This window comes from Nitrosomonas nitrosa (assembly GCF_003051105.1).
In the GTDB taxonomy this organism is placed as follows: domain Bacteria; phylum Pseudomonadota; class Gammaproteobacteria; order Burkholderiales; family Nitrosomonadaceae; genus Nitrosomonas; species Nitrosomonas nitrosa.
Genome location: NZ_QAOO01000008.1, coordinates 1 through 18,550 on the forward strand (window position 1 = coordinate 1; position 18,550 = coordinate 18,550).

Annotated in this window: 14 protein-coding genes, 1 pseudogene and 1 CRISPR repeat array; of the genes and pseudogenes, 8 read left to right on the plus strand and 7 right to left on the minus strand. The window is 47.6% G+C overall.

All coding sequences use genetic code 11. The features are described from left to right. Positions 1-182: 182 nt before the first annotated feature. Genes C8R30_RS05665 through C8R30_RS05675 form a run of 3 tightly spaced genes read left to right on the plus strand, consistent with a single transcriptional unit; the run spans position 183 to position 4,355 of the window. On the plus strand, positions 183-2,150 hold the full coding sequence (locus C8R30_RS05665; protein ID WP_107789736.1) for a glycosyltransferase: 1,968 nt from the start codon (positions 183-185) through the stop codon (positions 2,148-2,150). After that, complete coding sequence (gene wecB, locus C8R30_RS05670; RefSeq protein ID WP_107789737.1) at positions 2,131-3,240, plus strand: non-hydrolyzing UDP-N-acetylglucosamine 2-epimerase; 1,110 nt, start codon at positions 2,131-2,133, stop codon at positions 3,238-3,240. Before C8R30_RS05665 ends, wecB begins: the two co-directional genes overlap by 20 nt. Next, entirely contained in the window at positions 3,240-4,355 is a 1,116-nt protein-coding gene (locus C8R30_RS05675; protein WP_107789738.1) for a glycosyltransferase family protein, read from the plus strand. Before wecB ends, C8R30_RS05675 begins: the two co-directional genes overlap by 1 nt. Here the strand turns inward: C8R30_RS05675 and C8R30_RS05680 are convergent. From C8R30_RS05680 to C8R30_RS05690, 3 genes are all read right to left on the minus strand, one after another. After that, on the minus strand, positions 4,330-4,896 hold the full coding sequence (locus C8R30_RS05680; RefSeq protein WP_107783063.1) for a DNA-deoxyinosine glycosylase: 567 nt from the start codon (positions 4,894-4,896) through the stop codon (positions 4,330-4,332). The genes C8R30_RS05675 and C8R30_RS05680 overlap by 26 nt on opposite strands. An 11-nt stretch (positions 4,897-4,907) precedes the next feature. Next, positions 4,908-5,522, minus strand: a complete 615-nt coding sequence (locus C8R30_RS05685; RefSeq protein WP_107789739.1) for a hypothetical protein — start codon at positions 5,520-5,522, stop codon at positions 4,908-4,910. 115 nt (positions 5,523-5,637) lie between these two features. Next, complete coding sequence (locus tag C8R30_RS05690) at positions 5,638-7,365, minus strand: hydrogenase maturation protein (protein WP_107789740.1); 1,728 nt, start codon at positions 7,363-7,365, stop codon at positions 5,638-5,640. Positions 7,366-7,662: 297 nt separating this feature from the next. Between C8R30_RS05690 and C8R30_RS05700 the strand changes: the two genes are divergently transcribed. Next, positions 7,663-7,866 carry a cold-shock protein gene (locus C8R30_RS05700; protein WP_090669410.1) on the plus strand — a complete coding sequence of 68 codons (204 nt, stop codon included), beginning with the start codon at positions 7,663-7,665 and terminating at the stop codon, positions 7,864-7,866. A 75-nt stretch (positions 7,867-7,941) separates the two neighbouring features. Here C8R30_RS05700 and hypE read toward each other — a convergent pair whose 3' ends face one another. Genes hypE through C8R30_RS05715 form a run of 3 tightly spaced genes read right to left on the minus strand, consistent with a single transcriptional unit; the run spans position 7,942 to position 10,381 of the window. Next, positions 7,942-9,012, minus strand: a complete 1,071-nt coding sequence (hypE, locus tag C8R30_RS05705) for a hydrogenase expression/formation protein HypE (RefSeq protein ID WP_107789741.1) — start codon at positions 9,010-9,012, stop codon at positions 7,942-7,944. Further along, positions 9,009-10,136 (minus strand): hydrogenase formation protein HypD, encoded by a 1,128-nt coding sequence (hypD, locus tag C8R30_RS05710; protein WP_107789742.1) that lies wholly within the window; start codon positions 10,134-10,136, stop codon positions 9,009-9,011. The genes hypE and hypD overlap by 4 nt, the downstream gene beginning before the upstream one ends. Before the next feature lie 5 nt (positions 10,137-10,141). After that, positions 10,142-10,381, minus strand: a complete 240-nt coding sequence (locus tag C8R30_RS05715) for a HypC/HybG/HupF family hydrogenase formation chaperone (protein WP_090669417.1) — start codon at positions 10,379-10,381, stop codon at positions 10,142-10,144. Between the two features lie 233 nt (positions 10,382-10,614). On the opposite strand from C8R30_RS05715, the gene C8R30_RS05720 reads away from it, so the two are divergent. From C8R30_RS05720 to cas2, 4 genes are all read left to right on the plus strand, one after another. Beyond that, a complete protein-coding gene (locus tag C8R30_RS05720) occupies positions 10,615-11,079 on the plus strand; it encodes a L,D-transpeptidase family protein (protein ID WP_239654208.1) in 465 nt (154 codons plus the stop codon). Between the two features lie 466 nt (positions 11,080-11,545). Then, complete coding sequence (gene cas9 / locus C8R30_RS05725; RefSeq protein ID WP_107789743.1) at positions 11,546-14,905, plus strand: type II CRISPR RNA-guided endonuclease Cas9; 3,360 nt, start codon at positions 11,546-11,548, stop codon at positions 14,903-14,905. Further along, positions 14,892-15,797 (plus strand): type II CRISPR-associated endonuclease Cas1, encoded by a 906-nt coding sequence (cas1, locus tag C8R30_RS05730; protein WP_219908822.1) that lies wholly within the window; start codon positions 14,892-14,894, stop codon positions 15,795-15,797. Before cas9 ends, cas1 begins: the two co-directional genes overlap by 14 nt. Before the next feature lie 27 nt (positions 15,798-15,824). Further along, positions 15,825-16,133 (plus strand): CRISPR-associated endonuclease Cas2, encoded by a 309-nt coding sequence (gene cas2, locus C8R30_RS05735; protein ID WP_107789745.1) that lies wholly within the window; start codon positions 15,825-15,827, stop codon positions 16,131-16,133. 62 nt (positions 16,134-16,195) lie between these two features. Further along, a CRISPR array of direct repeats spans positions 16,196-17,438; the repeat unit is 37 nt; unit sequence ATTGTAGTTCATCCGGGGTGAGAGAGGGAGCTACAAC. Between the two features lie 154 nt (positions 17,439-17,592). On the opposite strand, the pseudogene C8R30_RS05740 reads toward cas2, so the two are convergent. Next, positions 17,593-18,405, minus strand: a pseudogene (locus tag C8R30_RS05740) (ADP-ribosylglycohydrolase family protein); the annotation flags it as partial. Positions 18,406-18,550: the final 145 nt, after the last annotated feature.

Consider the following 18,550-nt stretch of genomic DNA (forward strand, 5'->3'; position numbering starts at 1 on the left):
GTGGCATCAGGAATCCCTCGCAAACAATTTCTGTGTAAAGCCCATCTCAAAAAGTCGTATCTTCGCAAAATCCAGACTGTTTGGCTGCTAATTTTTCCACTCCCTCTGCTAACTCATGTAATAGATTGATTTATATCTATTCTTTAGAATCCCTTAATAATAAGGATCGTTTCGGGATCAGGTTGTCTGTAACTCAGGCAAAAAAAGTAAACCGGCAGTATCCATCGGATAAACCGTTGCCTGCCAATTTGGCCGCATTGATCAAGGGAGATTCGGTCCACAGCAGACGAGATTTCCTCATTTTTTCCATTATCGACTGGCATTTCCGTATTCAGCGCCCGCAGCAGTTATCGAAATACTTGGCTAAATCTGGCAAGCGCACTTTTTTCTTTAGCAATCATTTCATTGATGCCACTCAGCCGGGTTATGCCATCGAGCGGTTGGACTCAGTGGATGAGCTTTATCAGATTAAACTTCACGTAGCAGGTGCGCCCGCGATTTACTTTTCCCCACCGACTAGGCATCACCTGGCGATGATAGAACAGGGTATGGTGCAATTTTTAATGGATTTTGCCGTAATTTCGAGCGTATCGATCGTACAGCACGCTTATTGGTATCCATTGGTAACGCGCTTACCCAATAGCTTACGCATTTACGACTGCATGGATCATCACGAAGGTTTTGGCAACGTGCCTGAAAAACTGATTGAAATCGAAAAAAAGATGCTGCGCGAATCCGATCTCGTGGTCGTGACCTCTACTTGGTTAGAAAATTACGCGTGTAATTACAACCGTAATTGCACCGTGATTCGGAATGCGAGTGAATTCGATCATTTTGCGGCACCGCCTCCTGAATGTTTCAGCGATAGCCGAGGGAGTAAAATCATAGGCTACTACGGTGCGATTGCAGAGTGGTTCGATCTCGATTTAATTCGCGGCATCGCTCAAGCAGAACCTGACGCCCTGATCCTGCTGGTAGGGAATGACACCATCGCTGCGGCCGAAGTGGTAAAAACCATTCCTAATATCGTCTTTACCGGGGAAGTCCCTTATCACCGCTTACCTTATTATCTACATGCGTTTGACGTGTGTCTGCTACCGTTTCGCGTTTCGCCACTAACGCTGGCAACCAATCCTGTCAAAGTTTACGAGTATCTGGCTGCTGGTAAACCGGTCGTTTGCACGGATCTTCCTGAAATTGCCCAATTTGGCGACCTAGTATACCGTGCAGCTACACACGATTCATTTATACGCATAGTATCCAACTGCCTGCATTCCGTGACTGCGGTGGACAACACCGTATTTCAGCAACGCCAGGAGTTTGCACGCGAACAAACTTGGAATCACCGCGTCAGTACGCTCACTGAAGCCATTCAAGCGATCTCGCTTCCCAAAATCAGCATAGTTGTACTGACCTATAATAATCTTGAACTCACCAAGCTTTGCTTGAATAGCTTGTTACACTGGAGCGACTATCCCAGCATCGAAGTGATAGTAGTTGATAATGCCTCGACCGATGGCACGCCTGACTACCTGAGGGAATTACAACAAAAAGAACCAATCGTTCAGTTGGTACTGAACGAGCAAAACCATGGTTTTGCCAAAGGTAATAATATCGGCTTGCGAACAGCAACAGGTGATTTCCTGGTAGTGCTCAACAATGACACTATCGTCACGCCGGGCTGGCTTTTAACCATGCTGAGACATTTGCAAGCCGACCCCACGATTGGGCTGATCGGCGCGGTGACCAACAACATTGGCAATGAAGCCAAGATCGAGATCGCATACCAAGGGCCAGATGAAATGCTGCCTGCCGCGTTCACTTATACGACAGCTCACATAGGCCAGCATAGGCTACTACGAACGGCTGCATTCTTCTGCGTAATGATTCCCAGGAAAGTCTTTGAACAAGTTGGGCTACTAGACGAAAATTTTGGCCGTGGTTTTTTTGAGGATGACGATTATTGCCGGCGAATCGAGCGACTTGGTTTGCGTATCGCCTGTGCCGAAGATGTCTTTATTCACCACCATCTTTCTGCATCGTTTAACAAAATCCACGATGCCGAGAAACGTGCGTTGTTTGAAAAAAACAAAGCCTACTATGAATCAAAATGGGGCAAATGGGAACCTCATGAATATCGCCACAAATAAGATCATCTGTGTGGTGGGCACCCGTCCCGAGGCAATTAAAATGGCGCCGGTCATTCAAGGATTACAGACTCAGTCATGGGCAGATGTGCGGATACTCGCCACAGCCCAGCACCGCCATTTGCTCGATCAAGTGTTAAATCTTTTCAACATCGCGCCCGATATCGATTTGAACATCATGCGCTCCAACCAAACGTTGACAGCGTTGACTGCGCGATTACTTCTCGAATTGGAAAATGTGCTATACATTGAAAAACCTGCTGCTGTCTTAGTGCAAGGAGACACGACCACCGTGATGGCTGTTGCGCTGGCCTGTTTTTATCAAGACATTCCAATCGGTCATGTCGAAGCTGGCTTACGTACCCGAGATATGCGCAATCCCTTCCCGGAAGAAGCAAATCGTGTCATTACCGGAAAATTAGCACACTGGCATTTCGTCCCGACTGAATGTTCCCGCCAGAATTTGCTGCATGAAGGTATAGCGGATGAAAAAATTTTTATTACCGGTAATACCGTCATCGATGCACTCCTGACTGTGGCAGCGCAAGATATCGCACTACCCATTCCGGTCGCTCCCGATAAACGCCTCGTGTTGATCACCGCTCACCGCCGGGAGAATTTTGGTGAGCCATTACGCAATATTTGTCAGGCCATACGTACGTTGGCACAAAACAATCCGGAAGTGGTATTTCTTTATCCAGTTCATCCCAATCCCAACGTGCAAGATACCGTCAACGGCCTGCTGGCAGATCGACCGAACATCATCCTTTCGTCTCCTTTGAACTATGTCCATTTTGTCTCAGCCATCAAGCGATCTTATCTAATCTTGACCGATTCAGGGGGAATACAGGAAGAGGCACCGGCTTTGGGAAAGCCGGTCTTGGTGCTCCGCAACGAAACGGAACGCTCTGAAGCGATCGAGCACGGTGTCGCAAAACTGGTTGGCACCCAATATGAACAAATCATAGCAGCAACACAGCTTCTTCTAGATGATCATACTGCATACCAGTCCATGGTAAAGGGTATCTCCCCTTATGGGGACGGCCATGCCGCTCAACGTATTATCGCCGTGATGAGGGAGTATTTATCCTGATGCAACTGGTCTATCTATCTCCTTTGCCTTGGAATAGCTTTGCGCAGCGCCCCCACAAATTTGTGGAATGGTTTCATAGCAAGCGGGGAGGAAGGGTGCTGTGGATAGATCCTTATCCAACGCGGCTGCCCATGTGGGCAGATTTCAGAAGAATCAAAAATGCAAGGCTCTTTCCGGATCCGCTAGCGACAAATGCAGATATACCGGACTGGTTAACGGTGGTTCGCCCCCATCGATTGCCGATAGAGCCGTTAGCGGGCGCTAATTGGGTTTCGCGCTGGTTATGGCGGGATATTCTGCGCACTATCGATCGATTTATACAGCAGGATGAAACACTACTGGGTATTGGTAAACCTTCTGAGCTGGCGCTGCAGGTTCTCGCTCGACATCCTTCCATCCCTTCTTTTTATGACGCCATGGATGATTTTCCGGCTTTTTACCAGGGACTATCACGAAGCGCCATGGCCCGACGGGAGCAGGTGATCGCCAATAATGTCTCGCGTATATCGGTCTCTTCAACCGCATTGGCAGAGCGATTCTCTACCTACCACTCAAAACTCACTATCGTCCATAATGCTTGTACGGTCGATTCACTCCCACCTGTCAATGCAATCAGGAAACACTCCGGCGAGCTCGTACTCGGCTATCTTGGCACGATAGGCCATTGGTTTGACTGGCCATTTGTCCTTGCTCTGGCTCAGGCTAATTCAGCGCTGAGCATTCATTTGATTGGGCCGCTTTATACCCCGCTTCCTGAGCCCCTGCCTTTCAATATCAGACTGTTACCCGCATGCGATCACGCAACGGCAATCAGCTTGATGCAATCCTTCTCGGTTGGATTGATTCCATTCAATCGTAGCGACTTGACTGCTTCGATCGACCCCATCAAATACTATGAATATCGCGCACTCGGCTTGCCCATCCTCTCGACCTACTTTGGTGAAATGACCCGGCGACAGGGACAGGCAGGCGTATTTATCACCGATGCTGATTCCGACTTGACATACCAAGTCACGATCGCCATGGTCCACAAATACCATCGATACGAGATTCTCGCATTCAGAAAAAACAACTCTTGGGAAGCACGTTTTAACGCAAGCGGTATTCTTTCTTAAGCGCAACGCCATGAATTGAATGCGGGATCGATTCATCGTGCAGTGGCTTGAGAATAGCACGCCATGCTTCGAGTTTTTTCATAAAAGGAATGGTAGCATTTGCCGGGCTGGTTGAAGGCAAGCGTTGGTAGTGAAACGTATCGCACTCGATATTGGGCATGACGAGTTGCTTGAAGCAGGCCTCGGCTTTGCTGCCATTAAAGTAAATATGGGTGATCGCACGATGACGGTGGAAAAAGGATACGAAATCGTTGGCTAACTGTGTTTCGGCCTCGATCATCGTATCCAAGCTACCGATTCTTTTACAGGAGTGGAGCACGTCCCATAACGCAATATGCGCTGATCTTAACATGGCGAGCTTGTCTGCATACGCTATGCCGTAATCGAATGCGAGCAATTCGGCCATGATGCGCCAGAAAGCATTCTGCTTATGCGCGTAATACTGCCCTGCGGCAAGTGAAGCGGACCCCGGCATACTGCCGAGGATGAGGATTCTCGCTCGCTCATCCGCGACCGGGGTAAAGCTATGGATTCTAGTCACGCAATATTGAATTATTTTTTGAAATAGATGAGGGCTAGCGTTGTACTCGCTCCTGAAGCATCGAGCCGGGCACCCGCCTGATCTGAAATACGTAGCACCTCCCCTTCACCAAAACGCGCCTGCCAATCGAGCAATGGCTGACATGCACGCTCACTTTTGACCTTATCCGGAACTCTCGAGCAGACCAACTCGTACAGCGTTTTAACCCAGGCTACCTCATTAGCCGGAATAGGCCGGTTTTTTTCGACCGGGCTTTTGTTTCTTCCCCCAATTTCACCACGAACATAAGTGATGCTGCGCAATTCAACAGTCTCCTCCACTTCGAGCCGGTAAGTTGATTTTCGTCCGCCCGGGATGGGCGCTTCCTTGATAAAAATACCATCGGCGATCTGGTGATAGCCTGCATCTTCCAACTGAGCTTGAATTTTTTCTGGCGGCGCACTGAGAGAAATTCCTTCTATCTCGAGATCAAGAAACTGTTGAAGCGGGAAAGTATGGCTTGATTCCGCAGCCGACGCAGTTGGCATAATGAATGGCTTAGGAAGCAACCCTATCACTGACATCGCCAGTAAAATTGTCATCAACCAAGAAATGCGGGGGCGGGGGCAAGAGTAAAAACCTAGCATCTGTTTAATCCTCCATTCGATTTCGGAAATGGTTCAACGACTCTCAGCTTATCACATGAATTTTCGAGCTGAAAACCGGCTGCCGAATTTTCGTGTATTTTGTGCGCCCTAATCATTACGCAGATTTTGTTTTCAGTAGCTGTCTATGACGGGCAAGATAAAGCGGTGTCCAAGCATGCGGAATTTTGTGCACGAAATGATACCGTGCCACATGATAGCTTGGATCAAAACCATAAAAATTGAGCTGCATCTGACGTAATTCCGCGGATCGGTATTGTGCGAGCGGTTTTTCCCGTTCATCTTGCTCACGTTGCAAGCGTTTGCTTATGCGTAACCGGTCATAATTTTCATACCTCGCCATGTCTTCTGCGATCTGTTCGATTTGTTTATAAAAATCGACATGATCCAGTGCAAAACAACCATCGATGAGTCCCATATCCTGCGCGGCCAATGCGTCGATCGGCAAGCGGTTATGCGTCAACTCCCGCGCTTTACGCTCACCCACTCGTTTAGGTAGTAAGTAGGTCCAGTATTCCGAGCCATACAGATTGCCCATGCTCTTGTAGTGCGGATTCAATATCACGCTCTTTCGTGCATAAATCCTATCGGCTGCTAGCGCGAGAAAGACACCTCCGGCACCCGCATTACCTTGCAAAGCTGCCAAAATTAGCTGATCGGTATTGGTAATGATGGCGTGCACCAGATCATTCATGGCCTGGATATTGCGCCAAGATTCATCTGCCGGACTCTCCGCCTGTTCGATCAGATTGAGATGGATCCCATTCGACCAGAAATCAGCCCCCCCCATCAATACGATCACGCGCACACCACTCAGGCAAGCCATTTGATAGGCCTCACGCAGTCGCTCACACTGTTGGGTGCTCATTGCACCGTTATAAAAGACAAAATGCAGATAACCAACGCGATCCTTCTGCTCGAACCAGATATCGCGGTTGGTAAGGCGGCAGACTGGCGAGCGGGCACGCAGCAGTGGGGAAGGGATTTCAGGCACATTCTTAACGTATTCGCCCAAGACGACCGTGGCGGGTAATTTAAAAGCCGGTTCTGCATCGTTTTTTTGCTTCATATGGCCAATCCATACTGCGCCATCGGTTGTTGCGCGGCATAGGGCACCATGGCAGCGCGCGATGATTGCCCCCGGCGGGCCCTGCAATTCTGTTTCTGTACAGGCATCGAACAAATAAAAAGATGCACCATAGAGCCTATCAAGTACGCCGGGATAGCTATCCGCTGCATATATTTTTTTCAATACGGTGCGCATATCATCATGCTGCCAGTCAATGGCACGGTCGGACTGGCGTATCGGCACATGCAATCGCCCCCTTACATCGTGGCATGTGTAGTCTAGCGGGACCGCTTGATATGAACCGGACAGGTAGCGGCTAATTGCAGTCAACACAGCCCTGACCGCTGCTTCAGTCACTTCCTGACGATACAGACTACTTTTACTGGCAAAGCGCATCGGAAACATTTCCGTCGCCCAGATATCCCCTGCGTCCATTTCGCCGTTGGCTTGCAGCACCGTCACCCCCCACTCGCGCTCTTCACGCAGGATAGCCCAATCCAACGCAGAAGGGCCACGATCGCCGACGATGCCAGGATGCACCACGAAACACGTCACGTGACGCCATACCGTTTCAGGAATGGCCCGTTTGAGAAAAGGCGCAACGATGATATCCGGACAGCAAAGCTCGACCGCTTGTTCCGTCACCGCATCACTAATGTCGAATTCAACTGAGACATCATGACCACAGCGTGTCAATTCAATGAATAACCGCTGCGCCAGGCTGTTGAAGCTATGGGTGAGAAATAAAATATTCACGCTAAGTTACCACTGATAAAATTAACGAAGGGGATGCTGTGGGTAAATTTAAGTCGCGCTCGAAAGGTATTACCCGGAAATATCATATAACTAAATGTAATAAAGCTACTCCCTCCACTCAACATCGTTTCATTACCGAAATAAATACTTGAACTTTCCATTAAAACGTGTATCTTAGATAGGTCTTTTGGATTCAAGTTGTTAAATGCGATACCGTTGGTTGTCCTTTTTTCCTTGATATTCGATGGCAACATACGGATAACCGTAATCATTAATTTATCATTAAGGAAATAGAACATGGCAACAGGTATTGTAAAATGGTTCAATGACGCTAAGGGTTTTGGCTTTATTACCCCGGACAATGGCGGAGAAGATCTATTTGCACATTTTTCTGCAATCAACGCGAATGGTTTCAAGACATTACGCGAAGCACAACGCGTAACCTTTGAAGTCACGACTGGACCGAAAGGTAAACAGGCTTCGAATATCGTGCCACAGTAAGTGTATCAAATCGTTTAAGTACGTGCAAAACCCCGGATAACCGGGGTTTTTTATTTTCAGCAACACCCATACAAATCAGCAGATACGTGGTAACTGCTCGCCACTGAGCCAATCCACGACCCGCTGCCCTCCAAAAATCGTTTCCATTTGCACAAAACAATGAGGATCTGCGATAACCTCTCCAATGATCGCTGCATCCCTTCCTAGTGGTGAAGCTTGCATCGTTTGCAGTAATTTATCAGCTAGGTCAGGCTCACAAATGGCAATCAACTTACCTTCATTGGCCACATAAAGCGGATCGAATCCCAGAAATTCACAGGCTGCTCTGACCTGTTCGTGTATCGGCAGCTTATCTTCACGCAGCTTGATACCAACGCCAGATTGGCGTGCGATTTCGTTCAGCGCCGTAGCAAGTCCACCACGAGTCGGATCGCGTAGTACATGTATCGCAGGGACGGCTTGGATCATGCTGGCAACCAATTCATGCAAGGCTGCAGTATCTGATTGGACAGAGGTATGAAACGTTAGATTTTCGCGCAGAGATAAAATGGCAATCCCATGATCGCCCAGCGTACCTGATAGCAGGATTTTGTCACCCGGCCGAGCAAGTTCAGAAGAAATATGGATACCGTCAGGAACGCTACCGACCCCCGTGGTCGTGATGAATACACCATCACCTTTTCCCTTTTCCACAACTTTGGTATCACCAGTAATGATAGGCACCCCTGCACTGTGTGCTGCTTTTGCCATCGATTCGACGATGCGCTTGAGATCGGACAAGGGAAACCCTTCTTCCAGGATAAAGCTGGCAGACAAATAGTGCGGCCTGGCACCCGACATGGCCACATCATTAATCGTGCCATTGACGGACAGGCTCCCGATATCCCCTCCCGGGAAGAACAAAGGCGATACCACGTGGCTATCGGTAGACATCACCATCCTTCCTGCTGGTACGGAAAAACAAGCTTGATCGTTCATTTGACGCAAAATATCGTTATCGAATGCAGTCAGGAAGAGCGTATCGATCAGTTGCATCGTCATGCGTCCCCCTCCACCATGCCCCATCTCTACCCTGCCTTTTTTGAAATCAATAGGGCGGACATAAGCGGCATTACCGGCGATAACGGATTTTCCCGTCGATTTCATGCGGTTTGGCGAAAACGTCCATAGCTGTAGTGAGCCGCACAAGCACCCTCAGATGAAACCATGCAAGAGCCCACCGGATTGTCGGGCGTACAGACCGTACCAAAAATTTTGCAATCCTGCGGTTGCTTGATTCCCCGTAGAATCGCGCCACATTCGCATGCCTTATGGTCAGCAATGGATAGCGCCGGAATCTGAAAGCGTTTTTCTGCATCGAAATCAGCAAACGCAGCCTTGATCCGCAACGCACTGTAGGGTACCCAGCCCAGCCCACGCCATTCAAAGACACGCCGCAACTCGAAAACTTCAGCGACCAGATATTGTGCTTTGAGATTACCTTCGCGCGTAACCGCGCGGGTGAATTCGTTTTCCACGTCTGCACGCCCTTGATTGATCTGCTGGATAAGCATCAATATCGCCTGCATCACGTCCAGTGGTTCGAAGCCGGCAATAACAACCGGTTTCTGAAATTCTTCAGCGAAATATTCATAGGGATGACTGCCTATGATAGTGGATACATGGGCGGGGCCGATAAAGCCATCCAAGGGTACCCAGCCAAGTTGACGCACTTCAGGAGACTGCAAAATGTGGGAAATGGCCGGAGGCGTTAAAACGTGGTTGCAGAATACGGTGAAGTTGTTCAGACCCATCGCTTGTGCCTGCTTGATGGCAATTGCAGTAGGAGGAGTGGTCGTTTCAAATCCGATAGCAAAAAAGACCACTTGATGCTGCGGATTTTCCTGAGCGATCCGGACTGCATCGATACTTGAATACACCATGCGCACATCGGCACCTTGTGCTTTGATTTTCAGGAGACTCATGCCATGATCAGTCGGCACCCGCAGCATATCTCCGTAACTGCACAAGATCACCCCGGGTTGTTGCGCTAAACGGATGGCATTTTCTATTCGCCCGACGGGAAGCACACAAACCGGACAACCAGGCCCATGTATCATGCGTACATTACCTGGAAGCAAGTCAGGAATACCATAGCGGGAAATGGCATGCGTATGGCCGCCGCAAAATTCCATCAATTGATAGCGCCGGTTAGGATTTACTTCATTCTTAATAGCGGAGGCTATTTTTTTTGCTAAGGTGCCGTCGCGGAACTCATCTATATACTTCATATCATTCAATTATCCGCAAAAGGATCATCCTCATTTTGCATTTTGGCGAACATCGCTAAGGTTTGTTGTGCCTCAAGCGGATCTATTTTTTGTAGGGCGAAACCCACATGCACGATGACGTAATCACCAATTTCAACGTTCTCCATCAATGCAAGCGAAACTTCCCGACGTATGCCACTTAGATTGACGATCGCACAATCTTCCGAGACAATTTCTTCGACACAAGCAGGGATAGCTAGACACATAAGAAAATTAAATCATCCGGCAAAAGTACCGTTATGAGAAGAAGCGGCCGTTCAGCCGAAATATCGATAGAACAGCTTCAATAAAGCATGGTAACGTGATTCAATTGCGTTTGCTAGATTTTAATACAAACATTAACCCATCATTTTTTTCTATGTACAGAAAATTACTAATACTGATAGTTTTTCTATTTTTTTCTCTCCCATCGAGCGCACATCAAGATATCTGGATTAATGTGGATACAGAAAATCTGACACTTGCCGTCATGAATGGAGAAGCGATCGAAGTCGTATTCGACAATATCGCAATCGGTCGCTTTGGCGCAAGCAAAGCCCGGATGAAAAACGATGACAGAACCCCGCTGGGCAGTTTCCGTATTGGGTGGATAAAAGAAAAAAGTCAGTATTACCGATTTTATGGTTTCAACTATCCTACGCGAGAAGTTGCGGATCTTGCACTCGCGGAAAACCGGATCGATAAAGACACATGGCAAACGATCATCAACGCTATCGAAGCAGGAAGAATCCCTCCACAAAACACGCCTCTGGGCGGTTATCTAGGCATCCATGGCATAGGCAAGGGCGACCGGAAGGTACACGAACAGTTCAACTGGACTAACGGGTGCATCGCACTGACCAACGAACAACTTGATAAATTGAGTAAATGGTTAAAACCAGGCGTACTTGTGGAGATTCGTTAAGGAAATATTGCTCACTTCCTGAATAAATCATTGAGGAATATTGGTTAGTTCCTGCGCCAGCATTACTATGACATGACCGCCCCGGTACCTTCACGGACAATATCATTGCCGCCATATATCTATATTACAGATGCATCTTCTAAATTTTACTTAGTGCAGTCTCTCTTGTATTGTCCCTCCCTCTTAAACAAACTTTTACATATGTTTGTATGTTCCAATCGAGAAACAAAAAAGTAATAAGCAGAATAAATAGATAACTTAAATAAAAAATAAAGCAAAAATTCTAGTGGTAATCAGAACCGTAACGATGAAGATAGTCGATATTATTAATTTACTGTTCTAAAAATAATAATGCCCGGTAGTCCCCTACCGGGCGGATACGACTCGAATCTTTCGATTCAGCTTATTGTAGCAACGGCTCTCACCCCGGATGAGCTACAACAGCGATATTATCAGGGAGAATGAAATGTCAGACAAGTATCACGACGAAATTAATTCTGTTCCGCTCACTCTCGGGCTGGATATCGGTATGGCTTCGGTTGGGTGGGCAGTGCTAGCGCCTGACCGAATCGTGGATTTAGGGGTACGAGCATTCGATAAAGCAGAAACAGCGAAAGAAGGCGAATCACTCAACAAAGTTCGACGGGATGCGCGTCTCATGCGCCGCCGTCTGCAGCGCCGTGCCTGGAGATTGACTAAGCTTGCTAGACTATTGAAACAAGAAGGATTAATTCCTGACATTAAATTATTCAAAACGCAACAGCCGTTTACCCAATCTCTCTGGCAACTTCGTGTACAGGGGTTGGATCGCTTGCTTAGCAATGAAGAATGGGCACGAGTCATATACCATCTCTGCAAACATCGTGGTTTTCATTGGATCAGCCGTGCAGAGGAAAAAGCATTAGAAAGTGATAGCAAGGGGGAAGGCGGGAAAGTCAAGCGGGGTCTTGCCAAAACCAAGCAATTGACGCAAGAAAAGGGCTATCGCACTGCAGCCGAAATGGTGCTAACAGAATTCCCTGGAGCGCAGCGTAATAAAGCGGGAGATTACGGGAAAGCCCTATCACGAACTCTTCTTGCGGATGAACTGAAGATGCTTTTTAGATGCCAGAGAAAACTTGGCAACCCTTATTCCAGCATTGAATTGGAGACCAAAATTTTAGGTAATGGTGATCAAAAGAGCGGTTTGTTCTGGCAGCAGAATCCCGCATTAGCTGGAGACGCCTTGTTGAAAATGCTCGGATGCTGCACTCTCGAAAAAATGGAATACCGTGCTCCCAGAGCAAGCTTTACCGCGGAGCGCCATGTCTGGCTGACACGTTTGAACAATTTACGCATTATATTGGATGGGGTTATTCGACCGTTGAATTTACAGGAACGCACGGCCGTATTACTGCTGCCTTATCAGCAAACGAGTGATTTTACCTACAAACAATTGCGCAATGCGTTGCAGAAAATTGGTTTGTCAGATTCATTTCGATATGCGGGTCTCGCTTATCCAAGTGAAAAGCAGAAAGGTGATGGAAAAGCTAAAAACCCAGAAGATGAAAAGTTGATTAGACTGCCAGCTTGGCAAACATTAAAAAAAGTACTTAAAGATGAAGGATTGGAAGCAGAATGGCAGCAAATTTCGACAGCGGCGCTGGAGGGACACCCCGAGCTGCTTGATCAAATTGCCCGTGTTCTCAGCGTGTACAAGGAAGAACAAGAAATCAGCGGCGAATTAGAAAAGCTCGATCTACCCAACAAAACCAGAATGATCGAAGCATTGAGCGAGATCAGCTTTAAAGAATTTCATGCCTTATCGCTAAAAGCGCTCTACAAGATCGTACCTCTCATGGAAACGGGGCTACGCTATGATCAAGCCTGTGAACAAGCAGGTTACCACCACAGCCAATTACCCGCGGTAATTAAAGATAAATATTTACCTCCCTTTTATGCTGGCAGAACCAAAGATGGCCGCATGATTTTCAACAAAGATAGGGATGTCCCGCGCAATCCGGTGGTACTACGTGCCCTGAATCAGGCACGCAAGGTCGTCAACGCAATTATCCGCAAATATGGCTTGCTGCATTCAGTCCATATCGAAATGGCACGCGATCTATCCAAACCTTTCAATGAGCGCAAAAAAATTGAAAAGGCCCAAGGTGAATTTCGCGAACGCAATGATAAAGATAAAGCTCAATTCACCGAGGAATTCAATTTTGTTAGCACACCTAAAGGCAAAGAATTCGAGAAATATCAGCTTTATCGGGAACAGCAAGGCAAGTGCGCTTATTCGCAGGAACCCCTAGATATTCATCGTGCTCTCTTCGAGCAAGGCTATGCCGAGATCGACCATGCCCTACCTTATTCACGCAGCTTCGATGATAGCAAAAACAATCGGGTACTGGTACTGTCCCGCGAAAACCGCAACAAGGGCAATATGACCCCCTACGAATACCTGGACGGTAAGAACAACAGTGAACGCTGGCGGCAGTTTGTAGCTTTCGTCGAATCGAACAAGGCTTACCGCCAGGCTAAGCGTAATCGGCTGCTCAAGAAGGATTTCGGTGAGGAGGATGCAAAAGATTTCAGGGAGCGGAATTTGAATGACACACGCTACATCAGCCGCTTCTTCAAGAACTATATCGAGCGTTATTTGCAACTGCACGAGGACAGCGAAGCCAAACGCTGTGTTGTCGTAAACGGACAATTGACTGCGTTTTTACGTGCACGCTGGGGACTTAATAAATCACGTCAAGAGAGCGATCGCCACCATGCGCTGGACGCAGCAGTCGTCGCTGCATGCAGCCACGGCATGGTCAAGAGATTGGCTGACTATTCGCGCAATCGGGAGCTCGATCAAGTGCGTGCAGGTTTTATTGATATAGCAACGGGAGAAGTGGTTGATTCGGCTATGCTGCGAAAACTGGAAGCGCATTTCCCCAGTCCCTGGCCACATTTCCGTGAAGAGTTGAAATTACGATTACAGGTAGATGATCCATCACTGCTAAGAAAAGAAATAGAAAAATTTGCGACTTATCCACCGGAGGCGCTTACAACATTGCGTCCTCTATTTGTATCACGCGCGCCGCAACGAAGGAACGGTGGAGCAGCGCATAAAGATACCATCTATAGCCAACCCAAACAGCTACAGGAAATTGGGCGCGCAGCCCAAAAAGTGCCATTGAGCAGCCTAACACTGAGCGACATGGATAAATTGATCGATCCGCATCGCAACGAAAAACTCTACACGGCCATTCGCACCCGGCTTGAACAACATGGTGGCAAGGGCGACAAAGCGTTTCCCCCTGACAAGCCATTGCGCAAGCCTGGGCGAAAGGGTGATTTGAACGGCCCGGTTGTGCGCAGCGTCAAACTCGTCGACAAATTGACGGGTATTCCGGTGCGAGGTGGTATCGCTAAGAACGACACCATGCTGCGCGTGGACATCTTTACCAAAGCAGGTAAATTTCATCTTGTACCAGTTTATGTTCATCATAAGGTCGCCAAGGAACTTCCTAACCGAGCAATTGTGGCATTTAAAGATGAGAATGAATGGTCATTGATCGACGATAGCTTTACATTCTGCTTCTCACTTTACCCGAATGATTTGCTTAAAATAAAGCTAAAAAAGGAAACGCAATTCGGATATTTTGCAGGATGTGATCGCTCGACAGGCGCTATCCAATTATGGGCGCATGATCGTAGTCAGAACGTTGGTAAGGATGGATTGATTCGTGGGATTGGTGCCAAAACTGCACTATCGATTGAAAAATTCCATGTAGATGTGTTAGGTCATATTTTTCCTGCTCCCAAGGAAAAACGCTGTGGTCTGGCGTAGTATTATGATTTCGCGTCCTGCCAGATTACGACGTGAGCATTATTCGCTGGCGGTCGAGCAGGAACAAACTGCATTTGTTCCTTTTGAGGATATTGCGGTCATCGTACTCAACCACCCAGAGATTACGCTTACCCATCCGGTGCTCTCAGCTTGCGGTGAATATGGTATCAGCCTGTTTGCCACAGGAACGACACATCATCCGAGTGGAGTATTTCTGCCCTTTCTTCCTCACTCTCGTGCGACCCGCTGGATGCGGTTGCAGTTAAATTTGCCACGTCCTGTTGCCAAACAAGCTTGGGCCACCATTGTACGCAAAAAAATAGCTAATCAAGCAGCATGCCTACAACTCGCCAACAGAGAAGGTATTGACCGTCTAAAATCTTACGAACAACGAGTACGTTCTGGTGATAGCGATAATCTGGAAGGACAGGCCGCAGCCTTCTATTTCGCACGACTTTTTGGCAAGGATTTTCGCCGTAATCAGATTCATTTTGTCAATGCTGCGTTGGATTATGGCTATGCAGTGATGCGTGGTGCTATTGCCCGCGCGCTGGTTTCACATGGATTATTACCCTCATTAGGTTTGTTTCATGCCAGTGAGCAAAATGCCTTCAACTTGGCTGACGACATCATTGAGCCCTTTCGCCCACTCGTTGATCTATTCGCCGTCAATCTCGCTATACCCGATGATGAAATATTGCAACCTGACATCAAAGCTGCATTGATTAATTTGCTCAATGTGGATGTATTCATGCCACGGGGAAAAATGTCTGTACTTTCTGCCATTGAGCAATCAGTCGAGAGCATTGCGCGTCTCTATGAGAGAAACGATAAGGCCTGTCTAGAGTTGCCTAGTTTGATCGGATTAGCATCCCATCAGCTGGAGTATTAAATTGTGAGTAAGGAGACTCGGAGATATATGCGCTTACTTGTTTTCTTTGATCTCCCGGTTGTAACTAAAGCGGATCGTCGCGCTTATACCATTTTTCGACGTTTTTTGCTCAATGATGGCTATGATATGATCCAGTTCTCGGTATATGGACGGATTCTCAATGGAAACGATGCATTAGAGAAGCATATGAAGCGCTTAATCGACAACTTGCCGCCGGATGGATCGGTACGCTGTTTAAGTGTCACTGAAAAACAATTTGCTAGTATGAAATTGCTTGTCGGTCTCCCTCTTTTTCAAGAAAAAAAAGTCAATCCTCAACAATTACTGCTGTTCTAAGCAATTTTTTTTACTCAAAACACCCTTCACATGTAAGTGGGAAGGGTGTTTCTGTAAGGTCTATTGTAGTTCATCCGGGGTGAGAGAGGGAGCTACAACGTCGAAACGGTAGAGAAGTTGTCATGCGCAATTGTAGTTCATCCGGGGTGAGAGAGGGAGCTACAACACCTGTATGTACATGTGTTCATGCATTTTTATTGTAGTTCATCCGGGGTGAGAGAGGGAGCTACAACGAATGCCAGGTAATTGATGCCTGTGGCCACATTGTAGTTCATCCGGGGTGAGAGAGGGAGCTACAACCAATAAATTTCTATGTCTATAAAATCTATTATTGTAGTTCATCCGGGGTGAGAGAGGGAGCTACAACGCGAATACCCGGAAGTGATCAAGGAATGGCATTGTAGTTCATCCGGGGTGAGAGAGGGAGCTACAACCACTGCCGAGTATTACCTCTCCGCTCGCGGATTGTAGTTCATCCGGGGTGAGAGAGGGAGCTACAACCGGCTGCTCCGCCGGCTGGCGGGTGTCGCGATTGTAGTTCATCCGGGGTGAGAGAGGGAGCTACAACTTCTTACTCTGCCGCCAGTAAAACAATCTCATTGTAGTTCATCCGGGGTGAGAGAGGGAGCTACAACGTAAATACATGAATCGTCTATCTCTTCATTATTGTAGTTCATCCGGGGTGAGAGAGGGAGCTACAACCAAATTTATAGCGCGGTATGTGAACTGTCTATTGTAGTTCATCCGGGGTGAGAGAGGGAGCTACAACGCCAGACTTACCGGAAGCATCGGGGTACACATTGTAGTTCATCCGGGGTGAGAGAGGGAGCTACAACTGTGCGATGTGTGGCAATCTGCCGGAAAAGATTGTAGTTCATCCGGGGTGAGAGAGGGAGCTACAACAAATTGGATGACGGAGAAGTCGAATAATGAATTGTAGTTCATCCGGGGTGAGAGAGGGAGCTACAACACAAAAACAGACTACTCGCTACATATTGTGATTGTAGTTCATCCGGGGTGAGAGAGGGAGCTACAACAAATTTTGACGAAATTAACTATCGCGTCGAATTGTAGTTCATCCGGGGTGAGAGAGGGAGCTACAACTATGAGTCAAAGTTTTTCTATTGAATTCGAATTGTAGTTCATCCGGGGTGAGAGAGGGAGCTACAACCGATCAGCCAATAAGGCGCGGTCAGCAGAAATTGTAGTTCATCCGGGGTGAGAGAGGGAGCTACAACCTGCTGGTGGTACGGTCATATTTATTACCAATTGTAGTTCATCCGGGGTGAGAAAGAGAGCGACATCAGATTCTCTCACAAGCTTCAGCAACTGCTGCAAGTTTACGATACCGTGCGATCCATGATAATGGAATGGAAGAAGCCATATTTTGCTGCTTGGCATGATGTGCTGCCACTAACGCACCAAGAATAATGGCACGGCCGCAGCTATCCCCACCGGCTCGAATGTTGGCTTTGATCGCAGTCGTATAATCCGGCGCATGTTTAGCGATATGAAAAACGATGGGTAGCCCTTCAGTTACATGACATGCGGAGCCAAAGTGGCTAGCGGCAGATACGCTATCCAGCTTGTCGGTTGCGAGCGCTGCCATTAACGATGGTTTCAATATATCGCCCGAAACTTCCATGGCATTGGTCAAAGCTTGTGCCATCGATTTACCTTCTAATAGGCTTTGCAGCGCTGTAGCAGCGCAACATGCTGCGGAAACGGCGATATCATTGTGATTGGTTATGCGCACGACTTCCTCGACACGTTTCATGAGCACTGCATGTGAATCCTCGTGAGTGGCGACCAGTACAGGGATCGTAGCAAGTGCAAGCATTTGATCGTCATCGGCCCCTGATATTTCCGGAAAATTTTCAGTATCAAGGGGTAGAAGTACACGCACAGTTTGACGAGTAGGCGAGTCGATATAGCCGGTATATTCTCCACCGGGGCCATAGTGTGTACGGAATTCGAGTTGGTAGGCAGCTCTTGTAAATTTTCCGTGTTTTGCCATGTGCTTAAGCATTAACAAACAGGCTTCACCGTATCCGCTTGATTCTCCTGCCAGTTTGCTGCCATGTGCAAAAAAACCGCTTGTTCCAGCATAATCGGCCGGATCGGGATGGCGAAATACGATATCCGCATTTGTTTCGATTTCGGCAATTCGCGCAGGGTCATAAAGCCAGTGCAGGCCTAGAGAAGCTGCATCTGCGACCAGTGCACCGAGAATGGCCGCAACGTTAGGATGGGTCAGAATATGTGTATTCATTGATAGCGTTCAAATGAGTATTTTATTTTGATAAATCATTCATGAAGACCATTTTCAAACTATTTATGCTCAACTTTAAAGGTGCTTCTAAAAACCCCTATGTCGTCACAATACATTGTTGCACAAAAAATGTTTCCTTACTTAT